The organism is Mesorhizobium sp. M0293 (genome assembly GCF_040321735.1).
Lineage (GTDB): Bacteria > Pseudomonadota > Alphaproteobacteria > Rhizobiales > Rhizobiaceae > Mesorhizobium.
This window is the reverse complement of sequence record NZ_JAMYSA010000148.1, coordinates 1-12,592: the sequence shown is the minus strand read 5'-3', so window position 1 is coordinate 12,592 and position 12,592 is coordinate 1. Positions and strand designations below refer to the sequence as shown.

Sequence of the window (12,592 nt, the reverse complement as noted above, 5' to 3'; positions counted from 1 at the left end):
ATCCCGCTCAGCCACAAACGACTCAAAGCACGATGGGCCGACCAAGACCTCCTCCGCCTCTTTACTCATATGCGATAGCCCTGCCTCAAGGGGGAGGGATATCCGCGCTACTCGAACACGATGCTCGGCACCGCCGCAGCAGCAGCACCACGCTCTTCGTTGACCCGGTCCCAGACCTTCGAGGCGATGTCGCGGTAGATTTTCGCTTCGGGGCCGTCGGGCTTCGAGACGACAACCGGCGTGCCGGCATCCGAGCTTTCGCGGATGCCCATCTCGAGCGGCACTTCGCCGAGGAAGGTGACGCCGAGACGCTCGGCCTCGCGGCGCGCGCCACCATGGCCGAAGATATCGTAGCGTTTGCCAGTGTCCGGGGCGACGAAATAGCTCATGTTTTCGACGATACCGAGCAGCGGCACGTCGACCTTCTTGAACATGTTGAGACCTTTTCGTGCGTCGATCAAGGCCAGATCCTGCGGCGTCGAGACGATGACGGCGCCGGCCAGCGGCACCTGCTGGGCCATCGTCAGCTGCGCGTCGCCGGTGCCGGGCGGCATGTCGATGACGAGCACGTCGAGCCGGCCCCACTCGACCTCGCGCAGCATCTGCGTCAGCGCCGACATCACCATCGGGCCCCGCCAGATCATCGGCGTCTCCTCATCGACGAGGAAGCCCATCGACATCACCTTCAGGCCGTAATTCTCCATCGGCTTCAAGATTTTGCCGTCGATGGTCTGCGGCCGGCCGTGGATGTTCAGCAGCCGCGGCATGGACGGACCGTAGATGTCGGCGTCAAGTACGCCGACGCGCAGGCCATTGGCCGCCAGGCCAAGCGCGATGTTGACGGCGGTGGTCGACTTGCCGACGCCGCCCTTGCCTGAGGCAACGGCGATGATTGCCTCGATGCCGGGCACGCCGCGCTTGCCCGAGCTATGCGAGGCAGGCGCGTGCGGGGCAGCACGCGGCGCGGCAGCAGCAGGCGGAGCCGGCGGCGCGGGCCTGGATGCGGGGCGCGAGGGAACCGGCGCCTCCATGCCGCCGCCCTTCTTTTCGGCCGTCAGCGCGACGACGGCGCCGGCGACGCCGGGGATCGCCTTGACGACACGCTCGGCGGCGGCGCGCAGCGGCTCCATTTCCTGGGCACGGGCGGCGGGAACGGTAATCGAGAAGAAGACCTTCCCGTCGGCGATGAAAATCTCCGAAACCATGCCGAGGTCGACGATGTTGCCGGTGAAATCCGGCCCGTTGACCGTCTTCAGACGCTCGGTGACGATTTCCTTGGTGACGGACATGGCAGTTTTTCCTTACGCAGCTTGCGCCTGAGATAGTGCAGTTTCCGGACGGAACCAAGCCGTGGAGCAACAGCTGGCTCGGCGTGCCCGGAAAACGACGAAGCCTGTCTGATTGCGTGCTCGAACGCATCGCGGCAAACGGCAGCCAAAGTGGCCGATCATTCCAGCAGGTTGACGGTCGCCAATCAGCCGGTGCGACCTATCTGCATGACCATGAGGAGCACGACAACTAGGGAAGGAGATCATCATGCTCGCAAACTGCAACGCAACAGCCAATCTTGCGGTGAAGGATCTCGCGAAAGCCAAGGCTTTCTATGAGGGAACGCTTGGCCTGAAGCAGGTGCACGATGAGGGCGGTGAACTGATCGTGTATAAAAGCGGCGACACTGCCATCAACGTCTATCATTCCCAATTTGCCGGAACCAACAAGGCGACAGCGGTGACGTGGACGGTTGGCGACGAAATCGGCAATGTCGTCAAGGCGCTGAAGTCGAAGGGCGTCACCTTCGAGCACTATGAGATGCCGGGCCTGACACTGGAGGGCGATATCCATGTCGGCTACGGAATGAAGGTCGCCTGGTTCAAGGATCCAGACGGCAACATCCTGAACCTTGTGGACAGGTAGATTTCTTCACGTCACCTCGCCAGGCCGACCGCGAGGTAGGTGAGCGCCGAAATCATAGCGGTGGCCGGCAAGGTGACGATCCAGGCAATGACGATGTTGCTGGCAATGCCCCAGCGGACCGCCGAGACACGACGGGCGGCGCCGACGCCGATGATGGCGCCGGTGATGGTGTGCGTGGTCGAAACGGGAACGCCGAGCCAGGTCGCGGCAAACAGGGTGATGGCGCCACCGGTTTCGGCGCAAAAGCCCTGCATCGGGTTCAGCCGGGTGATCTTGGAGCCCATGGTGTGGACGATGCGCCACCCGCCGAACAGGGTGCCTAGCGCCAGTGCCGACTGGCAGGTGAGAACGACCCACAGCGGCACATAGAAAGTCGCGCCGAGCATGCCTTGCGAATAGAGCAGCACGGCGATGATGCCCATGGTCTTCTGGGCGTCGTTGCCGCCATGCCCGAGCGAATAGAGCGAGGCGGAAAAGAACTGCAGGACGCGGAAGGTGCTGTCGACCGCAAACGGCGACTGGCGCACGAAGAGCCAGGAAACGGTCAGGATCAGGACGAGCGCCAAGACAAAACCGGTTGCCGGCGACACAACGATAGCAGCGACAGTCTTGCCGAGTCCCGTCCAGACGATGGCACCGAGCCCGGCTTTTGCAACCCCGGCACCGACCAGACCGCCGATCAACGCATGCGAGCTGCTCGAAGGGATGCCGGCGATCCAGGTGACGATGTTCCAGACGATGGCGCCGACGAGCGCGGCGAAGATGACCGCCGGCGTGACGATGCTGACGTCGACGATACCCTTGCCCACTGTCTCGGCGACGTGGAGGCCGAAGAACATGAAGGCGATGAAATTGAAGAATGCCGCCCACAACACCGCATATTGCGGTCTCAGCACGCGGGTGGAGACGATGGTGGCGATGGAGTTGGCCGCGTCGTGCAGGCCGTTGAGAAAATCGAAGAATAGCGCGACGGCGACGAGGCCGGCGAGAACGGGAAAGGCGATGGTGGCTTCCATTACCTATACATTCTCGATGACGATGCCGCTGATCTCGTTGGCGACGTCCTCGAAGCGGTCGACCACCTTTTCCAGCTGGCCATAGATTTCGCTGCCGATCAGGTAGGCCATCGGGTCGCTGCGGCCATGTCGCTTGAACAGGTCCTTCAGCCCTTGTTCGTGCAGATCGTCGGCACGGCCTTCCGCACGCATGACCTCTTCGGCGATGGCGTTGAGGCGCACCGTGTGCGCTCCGACTTTGCTGAGCAGCGGGATCGCCTCGGCGACAAGGTTGGCGGCAATGACGATGACGCCGCCCATTTCCTGCATCAGCGGGTCGAATTCCTTCTTTTCGAAGAGCTTCACCGTCTTGACGGTCTTGTGCATCATGTCGATGGCGTCATCCATCGACTGGATCAGGTCCTTGATGTCGCCGCGATCGAAAGGCGTGATGAAGGAGCGCCGCACCGCCAGCAGGACTTCTGCGGTGATATGATCGGCCTCGTCTTCGAGATCGATGATTTTCTGTCCCCAGCGGTCGATGTCCTTGCCCTGGAGAAGCTGCTCCAGCGCCTCGGCGCCGCCGACCACGGTGCGGGAATGTCGTTCGAACAGCTCGAAGAAACGATCTTCGCGCGGCAAAAGCTTGCGGAACCAGCCCAGCATGGTCGATCTCCCAGGTTTCATCCACATAGCGCCCCATTCAGCCTTGGGAAACAGGTAGCCGGCTTAAAGATGTGGATGCAGGCCAATAGCGCATGGTGCTTGCGGTGAAGCGCAATTTCCTCGACCTTGCGCCGAACGACCGGAAAGATCGCATGATCGACAAGCTGGAATTCTTCATCGCATTGGCCAGGGAAGAGCATTTCGGCCGGGCAGCGGAGCTATGCGGCGTCACCCAACCGACGCTTTCGGCCGGGATCAAGCAGCTGGAGGGCCAGCTTGGCGTCATGCTGGTTCTGCGCGGCTCACGCTTCCAGGGGCTGACGCCGGAGGGCAAACAGGTGCTCGTGTGGGCGCGCCGCATCGTCGGCGACACCCGCTCCATGCGCGAGGAAATGCGCGCGGCGCGCCACGGACTTTCCGGACGCATCCGCATCGCGGCCATTCCGACCGCATTGGCCATGGTGGCACGGCTGACGACACCGTTTCGGGCAAAACACCCTGGCGTCACCTTCTCGGTGCTGTCGCGCACGTCGATCGAGGTGCTGTCGCTGCTCGGCAATTTCGACATCGACGCCGGCATCACTTATCTCGACAACGAGCCGCTCGGGCGGGTGACCAGCGTGCCGCTCTATGACGAGCGCTATCAACTGATCACCGCGATGGGAAACCCCTATTCCGACCGCGACAAAGTGACATGGGCGGAACTCTCGAGCCTGCCGCTCTGCCTGTTGACGCCGGACATGCAGAACCGCCGCATCATCGACCAGCATCTGGCCGAGGCCGGCGTGCAGGTGCGGCCGACGCTGGAATCCAATTCGATGATCGTGCTGTTTTCGCACATCCGCACCGGCAAATGGTCGTCGATCATGCCACTCAACCTCGCGGAAACATTCGGTTTTTCCGAGCCGATACGAGCCATTCCGATCGTCGAACCCGACGCCAGCCATACGGTCGGCCTGGTCGCGACACCGCGCGAACCGCACACGCCGCTGGTCTCGGCGCTGCTGGACGAGGCAATGGCGCTGGCGGACGATTTCCACGCCCATCGCTGAGCTAAAAATGGGAACCGATGAGGCTCGATAGAAGATTTCTATCGATCGACGAAACAGCTTTATTGATGTCGCGGGTTTCCTCTGATTTTGTAAAGACTTAGCGATAAAAAGCTATCGACCAGGGAGGGCGCTGCATGACGATGCAGCCTGCAAGTACCGAGATCACATCGCGCACGGCCGCGATCATCCACGAGCTGAAAGGGCTTGAAGGCCCGCTGCTGCCGATCCTTCACGGCATCCAGGAAGAGTTCGGCCATGTGCCGCACGACGCGCTGCCTGTCATCGCCGAGGCGTTGAACATTTCAAGGGCCGAGGTGCACGGCGTCGTCACCTTCTACCATGATTACCGCAGCCATCCGGCGGGCCGGCATGTGCTGAAGCTCTGTCAGGCGGAATCCTGCCAGTCGATGGGTTCGGACGCCGTCGCCGCCAAATTGAAGCAGTTGCTGGGCATCGGCTTCCATGAGACGGCCCGCGACGGTTCGGTGACGCTGGAGCCGGTCTATTGTCTCGGCCTGTGCGCCTGTTCGCCCGCCGCAATGCTCGATGGCCAGGTGATCGGGCGGCTCGATGATGAAAAGCTCGACGAGATCGTTGCCGAGGTGCGCTCATGATCCCGCGTATCTACATTCCCGGCGATTCCGGCGCACTGGCGCTTGGCGCCGAAAAGGTCGCCAAGGCGATCGCAAGTGAACTCGCCGCGCGCGGCATCGAGGCCAAGATCGTGCGCAACGGTTCGCGCGGCGCCTATTTCCTCGAACCGATGGTCGAAGTTGCGACAGCCAACGGCCGTGTCGCCTACGGGCCGGTCAAACCGTCCGACGTCAAAAGCCTGTTCGACAGCGGCTTCCTCACCGGCGGCCATCATAAGCGCTGGCTGGGCGCGCCGGACAAGATCCCATTCCTGGCCAAGCAGACGCGGCTGACCTTCGCGCGCTGCGGCGTCACGGATCCGCTGTCGCTCGAATCCTACAAGAAACATGGCGGGTTGAACGGACTGGCGAACGCGCTGGGACTGACGCCCGCCGCCATTGTCGCCCAGGTGACCGAATCCGGGCTGCGCGGGCGCGGTGGTGCGGGCTTCCCGACAGGGATCAAGTGGAAGACGGTGCTCGATACCGTAGGCGACCGCAAATACATCGTCTGCAACGCCGACGAAGGCGACTCGGGCACCTTCGCCGACCGCATGATCATGGAGGGGGATCCCTTCGTGCTGATCGAAGGCATGACGATAGCCGGTATAGCCACAGGGGCGACCAAAGGCTTTGTCTATGTCCGCTCGGAATATCCGCATGCGGTGGCGGTGATGAACAAGGCCGTCGAGATCGCCCGCAAGGCCGGCGTCCTTGGCGCCAGCGTGCTGGGCTCACCCAACGCTTTCGACATGGAGATCCGGGTCGGCGCGGGCGCCTATGTCTGCGGCGAGGAGACGGCGCTGCTCGACTCGCTTGAAGGCAAGCGCGGCATGGTCCGGGCAAAGCCGCCGCTGCCGGCTCACAAGGGGTTGTTCGGCAAGCCGACGGTGATCAACAACGTCATCTCGCTGGCCTCGGTGCCCGTCATCATGGACAAGGGCGCGGCCTTCTACAAGGATTTCGGTATGGGCCGCTCGCGCGGCACGATCCCGATCCAGATCGCCGGCAACGTCAAATACGCAGGGCTGTTCGAAGCCGCTTTCGGCATGACGCTGGGCGAGATCGTCGATGAGATCGGCGGCGGCACGGCGACGGGGCGTGCCGTCAAGGCGGTGCAGGTCGGCGGCCCGCTCGGCGCCTATTTCCCGCGCGCGCTGTTCGACACGCCATTCGACTATGAAGCCTTCGCGGCCAAGGACGGGCTGATCGGCCATGCCGGCATCGTGGTGTTCGACGACACCGCCGACATGCTGAAACAGGCGCGCTTCGCCATGGAGTTCTGCGCCATCGAAAGTTGCGGCAAGTGCACGCCCTGCCGTATCGGCTCGACGCGTGGTGTCGAGACCATCGACAGAATAGCCGCGGGCATCGAGCCGGAGAAGAACCTCGCTCTGGTCACCGACCTCTGCAACACGATGAAATTCGGCTCGCTCTGCGCGCTGGGCGGCTTCACACCCTACCCTGTCATGAGCTCGATCACCCATTTCCCCGACGACTTCAAGCCCGCGCCCGTGCGCGTGGCTGCTGAATAGGAGCTGGCAGATGAACATCAAGGCCGACTTCCCATCCCTCGTCGAAGAGATCGACTACGGAACCCCGCAATCGAAGGCACAGAAGCAGGTCACGCTGAACGTCGACGGGCGCAGCATCACCGTCCCCGAAGGCACCTCGATCATGCGTGCCGCGATGGAGGGCGGGGTCGAGATCCCGAAGCTTTGCGCCACCGACATGCTGGACTCCTTCGGTTCGTGCCGTGTCTGCCTTGTCGAGATCGAAGGGCGCGGCGGCACGCCCGCCTCCTGCACGACACCTGTCGGCGAAGGCATGGTGGTGCGCACGCAGTCCGAGCGGCTCGACGCCATTCGCCGCGGCGTCATGGAACTCTACGTCTCCGACCATCCGACCGGCTGGAACGAAAAGGCCGGAACCGGCGCCAGCGAGTTCGATGCGGTGGCGAAGTCTATCGGCTTGACCGAAAACCGCTACGGCATCGAGGGCCGCAACCACGTCAAGCCGGAAAACGGCGTGGCGCCCGGCCATGGTTCGCTGGCGGTCGACTACATCGCCCGCGACGAATCCAATCCCTATTTCACCTATGATGCCTCGCAATGCATCGTCTGCTCGCGCTGCGTGCGGGCCTGCGAAGAGGTCCAGGGCACCTTCGCGCTGACCATCGAGGGACGCGGTTTCGAATCCCGGGTTTCGGCGGGAATGCACGAGGCGTTCATCGATTCGGAATGCGTGTCCTGCGGCGCCTGCGTGCAGGCTTGTCCGACCGATGCGCTGCGCGAGAAAACGGTCCTTGCCAAGGGCCTGCCGGAGCGTTCGGCCGTCACCACCTGCGCTTATTGCGGCGTCGGCTGCTCGTTCAAGGCCGAAGTGAAGGGTGACGAGGTCATTCGCATGATGCCCTACAAGGAGGGCAAGGCGAACCATGGCCATTCCTGCGTGAAGGGCCGTTTCGCCTATGGCTACGCCACCCACAAGGACCGCATCCTGTCGCCGATGATCCGGGAAAAGATCACCGATCCCTGGCGCGAGGTAAGCTGGGAAGAGGCGATCGCCCACACGGCCAAGGAATTCCGCCGCATCCAGTACCAGTATGGACGCACCGCGATCGGCGGCATCACCTCGTCGCGCTGCACCAATGAGGAAACCTACCTCGTCCAGAAGATGGTGCGGCAGGGCTTCCGCAACAACAATGTCGACACCTGCGCACGCGTCTGCCACTCGCCGACGGGCTACGGGCTCGGCCAGACCTATGGCACCTCGGCCGGCACGCAGGATTTCGACTCCGTCGACTACACCGACGTCGCCGTCGTCATCGGCGCCAATCCCGCCTCGGCCCATCCGGTGTTCGCCTCGCGGCTTAAGAAGCGGCTGCGCCAGGGCGCCAAGCTGATCGTGCTCGATCCGCGTCGCACCGAGATGGTCAAGTCGGCGCATGTTGAAGCGGATTATCACCTGCCGCTTAAGCCCGGCACCAATGTGGCTGTGCTGACGGCGCTGGCGCATGTGATCGTCACCGAAGATCTTTTCAACGAAGCCTTCATCCGCGAACGCTGCGACTGGACGGAGTTCCAGGATTGGGCATCGTTCGTCGCCTTGCCGGAAAACAGCCCCGAAACCGTCGGCAAATTGTCCGGCGTCGATCCCGAGCTGATCCGGGGTGCTGCGCGGCTATACGCCACCGGCGGCAACGGCGCGATCTATTATGGCCTGGGCGTGACGGAACACAGCCAGGGTTCGACCACGGTGATGGCGATCGCCAATCTCGCCATGGCCACAGGCAATATCGGCCGGCCCGGCGTCGGCGTGAACCCGCTGCGTGGCCAGAACAATGTGCAGGGCTCGTGCGACATGGGCTCCTTCCCGCACGAACTTCCCGGCTATCGCCACATCTCCGGCGAAGCCGTGCGCGACATCTATGAGACCCTGTGGGGCGTGAAGCTGGACGACGAACCCGGCCTGCGCATCCCCAACATGCTGGATGCGGCCGTCGACGGCAGCTTCAAGGGCATCTACATCCAGGGCGAGGACATTCTGCAATCCGATCCCGACACCAAGCACGTCGCCGCCGGCCTTGCAGCGATGGAATGCGTCGTCGTGCACGACCTCTTCCTCAACGAGACGGCGAACTACGCGCATGTCTTCCTGCCGGGCTCGACCTTCCTGGAGAAAGACGGCACCTTCACCAACGCAGAGCGGCGCATCAACATGGTGCGCAAGGTTCTGGAGCCGAAGGCGCGCTACGCCGATTGGGAGGCGACGCAGGAGCTTGCCCGCGCGATCGGGCTGGACTGGAACTATCAGCATCCTTCCGAGATCATGGCCGAGATCGCGATGACGACACCGAGCTTCGCCGGCGTCTCATTCGAGCTGCTCGACCGTGTCGGATCCGTGCAATGGCCCTGCAACGAGAAGGCGCCGCTCGGCACCCCGATCATGCATATCGATGCGTTCGTGCGCGGCAAGGGCAAGTTCATCCGCACCGAATATGTGGCGACCGACGAGAGGACAGGGCCGCGTTTCCCGCTGCTGCTCACCACCGGCCGCATCCTGTCGCAGTACAATGTCGGCGCGCAGACCAGGCGCACCGAAAACGTCATGTGGCACTCGGAGGACCGGCTGGAGATTCACCCGCACGATGCCGAGAACCGCGGACTGCGCGACGGCGACTGGGTCCGGCTGACCAGCCGCTCGGGCGAGACGACGCTGCGCGCGATGATCACCGACCGGGTGTCGCCAGGCGTCGTCTACACGACGTTCCATCATCCGGACACGCAGGCCAACGTCATCACGACCGACTTCTCCGACTGGGCGACCAACTGTCCGGAATACAAGGTGACGGCGGTGCAGGTCGGCGCCTCCAACGGACCGTCCGAATGGCAGCGCGACTATAACGAGCAGGCCGAGCAGAGCCGCCGGATCGCGAAGCTGGAAGCGGCGGAGTAGTCTTGAGCGCGCGCCGCAAAGCCACGACGCAGGTATCGCGGCTGGCGCGCCGCGCCAGCGGCACCGCGGCGGCCAACCGCATGGTGCCGGAGGAGACGCCGGTGGCGTTCTCCTTTGCCGGTACGACGCATGCGGTGATGATGGCAAGCCCGGCCGATTTCGAGGATTTCGCGCTCGGCTTCTCCCTGACCGAAGGCATCATCGCCTTGCCGGAGGAGATCGAAGCCATCGAGGTCGAGGACCATGGTGCCGGCATCGACATCCAGATTCGGCTGAAGGACACCGCCAACACGCGTTTCGAGGCGCGACGGCGGAGGCTCGCCGGCCCGGTCGGCTGCGGGCTCTGCGGTATCGAATCGATCGAGGAAGCGATGCGCTCGGTCGACTCAGTCGGTGCGTCAAAGCTTACGCTTGATGCCGATGACATCGTCGCCTCGGTCAAGCTCCTGTCGAAGGTGCAGCCGCTTCACACCGAGACCGGGGCCGTCCACGCCGCCGGTTTCTATGTGCCTGATAAGGGCATCGTCATGGCGCGCGAAGATGTCGGCCGTCACAATGCACTGGACAAGCTGGCCGGTGCGCTGGCCAGGGCCGGCATCGATGGTGCGTCCGGTGCTGTCGTGGTGACGTCGCGGGTTTCGGTCGAAATGGTGCAGAAGACGGCTTCTATCGGCTCGGCCTTCATCATCGCCGTCTCAGCCCCAACCGCGCTTGCCATCCGCACGGCGCAAGGGGCTGGCATGACGCTGGTGGCGCTGGTTCGCGGCGACGATTTTGATATTTTCACCCACCCCGACCGGGTGGTTTGCGGAGTTGCCAAGCATGTCGCATGACGAAGAACACATCATGAGCACCAGCGAGAAACTGGTGCGCATGGCAAACCAGATCGCCGATTTTTTCCACTCCAAGCCGCGCGAGGAAGGCATTGCCGGCGTCGCCGAGCACATCAACAAGTTCTGGGAGCCGAGGATGCGGCTGCAGTTGTTCCAAATGCTGGACTCCGGCACCGGGAACTTCAACGAGCTGGTGGTGGCCGCCTCCGCCAGGATCAGACGACCGATCACACCGGCGGAGGCCGACCTCAAACTCGGGCTCAAGCCCTCCCCTGCCGACGTCGCCGCCTCGCAAGAATAGTCGCCTAGCCGCGCCGGCTTATATTCGTATCCGCTAAAGTTTAAGCTGCCGCAGTCGGTGCTGTTCTGCTATGGTCGACGATCAGAAATCGTCAGGCCGGGCGGAAAACCTCGTGAGGCCGATCGAGACCCGATACGCCCATAGCGGCGATGTGCGGATCGCCTATCAGGTGGTCGGGCAGGGGTCGTTCGATCTTGTCTTCGTGCCGGGCTTTATTTCCAATCTCGACCTGCGCATCGAGGCGACGCTCGGCTCGGTGCCGGACATGTTCAAGACGCTGCCGGATGTTGCCGTCGCCGGCGCCTGGCCGGAAATCAAGGGCGTGCAGCTCAACCCAAAGACCGCGCTTGACGGCAAGACCAAGGAACTTTTGGGCCTCGCCGTCGCGGCGCAGATCCCATGCCAGTACTGCATCTATTTCCACACCGAGGCGGCCAAGCTCAACGGCGCCATCGACGAGGAGATCAAGGAGGCGGTGGCGATGGCCGCGATCGTGCGCCACTGGTCGACGATGCTCAACGGCAGCCAGGTCGATCTGACGACCTTCAAGAAGCAGGCGGACGACGTGTTCGCGGCCGTCAAGGCCAAGTCGCAGTGAAGAAATCCCTGCCCGGTGACGAGCGCTGGGCAGCACTTCGATCATCAACCGCCCGGTCGGAAGACGGGCCAATGGAGGATGAAATTATGACCAAGACCCAAACAGTGGATGGCGCGGCGATCAAGAAGGCGATCGAAGGCCGTGACGGCAAGATGCTGTCGAGCTTCTATGCCGATGACGCTCTCGTGCGGGTGATCGACCGCAACAACCCGCCGAGCAAGCCGCGCGAGATCCGCGGGCGCGCTGCGATCACCACATTCTGGGACGACATCTGCAGCCGGGCGATGACCCACAAGGTCGACACCACCATCGCCGACGGCGACAGCCTCGCCTTCACCCAGGCCTGCGCCTATCCGGACGGCACCAAGGTGTTCTGCGCGGCGATGCTGGAGCTGAAGAACGGGCGGATCGCACGGCAGACCGTCGTGCAAGCCTGGGACGAGTAGGTCAACCACAGAGCCGTCCATCCCGATCGAATCGGGATGAGGCTCTGTTTTTAGTGCTGGAGCATGATCTTTCCGAAAGCCGGATACCACTTTTCGGGATCATGCTCTGTTTCAGTGCTGGAGCATGATCTTTTCCGAAAACCGGATTCCACTTTTCGGGATCATGCTCTGGCCACAACCCTGGAGGAGAAGAAGACAATGTTCAGCGCCAGATGGCAGATCGATGCCAAGTTCGGGCACAAGCAGACCGTGCTCGACCTGTTGAAGAAATGGGAACACGAGATCGGCTCGCAGGTCGGTATCGACGAACTGGAATTCCAGATCATGACCGGTTCGATCGGCGCGCGGGAAGCCACGGTCGAATCGCATCACCAGGTCGAAAGCCTGGCCCAGTTGGAGGCGTTCTTCGCCAAGATCGGCAAGATCGATGCGCATGCCAAATGGGGCAAGGAGATGGAGCCCTATGTCGTGTCGGGCACCAGCCTGTGGAACATCTATCGCATCGTCGAATAGCGACTCTTCTCCCCGTTAACGGAGATGAGGGGCGGAGCCAGCTTTGCAAGGGAAGCGCTGCCCCTCATCCGACCCTTCGGGCCACCTTCTCCCGTGAACGGCAGGGCTGTCCGGGGAAAGTTTTGAGTGAATCGAAATGCCGCATGTGCATGCCCCGCAAAACGGGGTTTGTCCGTCTTCTCTC

Annotated in this window: 13 protein-coding genes; 10 read left to right on the top strand and 3 right to left on the bottom strand. The window is 62.9% G+C overall.

What is annotated here, in order from left to right; genetic code table 11:
* Positions 1 to 107 precede the first annotated feature (107 nt).
* The gene (locus NKJ06_RS31520) at positions 108 to 1,289 is read right to left on the bottom strand and encodes an Mrp/NBP35 family ATP-binding protein (RefSeq protein WP_352636072.1); all 1,182 of its coding nucleotides are present in this window, start codon (positions 1,287 to 1,289) and stop codon (positions 108 to 110) included.
* Between the two features lie 247 nt (positions 1,290 to 1,536).
* On the opposite strand from NKJ06_RS31520, the gene NKJ06_RS31515 reads away from it, so the two are divergent.
* On the top strand, positions 1,537 to 1,914 hold the full coding sequence (locus NKJ06_RS31515) for a VOC family protein (RefSeq protein ID WP_352636070.1): 378 nt from the start codon (positions 1,537 to 1,539) through the stop codon (positions 1,912 to 1,914).
* A gap of 11 nt (positions 1,915 to 1,925) precedes the next feature.
* On the opposite strand, the gene NKJ06_RS31510 is transcribed toward NKJ06_RS31515, so the two are convergent.
* Together NKJ06_RS31510 and NKJ06_RS31505 are read right to left on the bottom strand one after the other, a co-directional pair.
* Positions 1,926 to 2,930: an inorganic phosphate transporter gene (locus NKJ06_RS31510; protein WP_352636068.1), complete on the bottom strand. Its 1,005-nt coding sequence runs from the start codon at positions 2,928 to 2,930 to the stop codon at positions 1,926 to 1,928.
* 3 nt (positions 2,931 to 2,933) lie between these two features.
* Positions 2,934 to 3,575 carry a DUF47 family protein gene (locus tag NKJ06_RS31505; RefSeq protein ID WP_352636066.1) on the bottom strand — a complete coding sequence of 214 codons (642 nt, stop codon included), beginning with the start codon at positions 3,573 to 3,575 and terminating at the stop codon, positions 2,934 to 2,936.
* Positions 3,576 to 3,727: 152 nt separating this feature from the next.
* Between NKJ06_RS31505 and NKJ06_RS31500 the strand changes: the two genes are divergently transcribed.
* From NKJ06_RS31500 to NKJ06_RS31460, 9 genes are all read left to right on the top strand, one after another.
* On the top strand, positions 3,728 to 4,627 hold the full coding sequence (locus NKJ06_RS31500; protein WP_352636074.1) for a LysR family transcriptional regulator: 900 nt from the start codon (positions 3,728 to 3,730) through the stop codon (positions 4,625 to 4,627).
* A 134-nt stretch (positions 4,628 to 4,761) separates the two neighbouring features.
* Positions 4,762 to 5,241 (top strand): formate dehydrogenase subunit gamma, encoded by a 480-nt coding sequence (locus NKJ06_RS31495; protein ID WP_352636064.1) that lies wholly within the window; start codon positions 4,762 to 4,764, stop codon positions 5,239 to 5,241.
* Positions 5,238 to 6,794, top strand: coding sequence for a formate dehydrogenase beta subunit (locus tag NKJ06_RS31490; RefSeq protein ID WP_352636062.1), 1,557 nt, complete (start codon positions 5,238 to 5,240; stop codon positions 6,792 to 6,794). The genes NKJ06_RS31495 and NKJ06_RS31490 overlap by 4 nt, the downstream gene beginning before the upstream one ends.
* 10 nt (positions 6,795 to 6,804) lie before the next feature.
* Positions 6,805 to 9,717 carry a formate dehydrogenase subunit alpha gene (gene fdhF, locus NKJ06_RS31485; RefSeq protein WP_352636061.1) on the top strand — a complete coding sequence of 971 codons (2,913 nt, stop codon included), beginning with the start codon at positions 6,805 to 6,807 and terminating at the stop codon, positions 9,715 to 9,717.
* Between the two features lie 2 nt (positions 9,718 to 9,719).
* Positions 9,720 to 10,550: a formate dehydrogenase accessory sulfurtransferase FdhD gene (gene fdhD / locus NKJ06_RS31480; protein WP_352636059.1), complete on the top strand. Its 831-nt coding sequence runs from the start codon at positions 9,720 to 9,722 to the stop codon at positions 10,548 to 10,550.
* On the top strand, positions 10,540 to 10,851 hold the full coding sequence (locus NKJ06_RS31475) for a formate dehydrogenase subunit delta (protein WP_352636058.1): 312 nt from the start codon (positions 10,540 to 10,542) through the stop codon (positions 10,849 to 10,851). The genes fdhD and NKJ06_RS31475 overlap by 11 nt, the downstream gene beginning before the upstream one ends.
* A 112-nt stretch (positions 10,852 to 10,963) precedes the next feature.
* A complete protein-coding gene (locus NKJ06_RS31470; protein ID WP_352636056.1) occupies positions 10,964 to 11,449 on the top strand; it encodes a carboxymuconolactone decarboxylase family protein in 486 nt (161 codons plus the stop codon).
* A gap of 86 nt (positions 11,450 to 11,535) precedes the next feature.
* Entirely contained in the window at positions 11,536 to 11,895 is a 360-nt protein-coding gene (locus tag NKJ06_RS31465) for a nuclear transport factor 2 family protein (RefSeq protein WP_352636054.1), read from the top strand.
* A 198-nt stretch (positions 11,896 to 12,093) separates the two neighbouring features.
* A complete protein-coding gene (locus tag NKJ06_RS31460) occupies positions 12,094 to 12,408 on the top strand; it encodes a hypothetical protein (protein WP_352636052.1) in 315 nt (104 codons plus the stop codon).
* Positions 12,409 to 12,592: the final 184 nt, after the last annotated feature.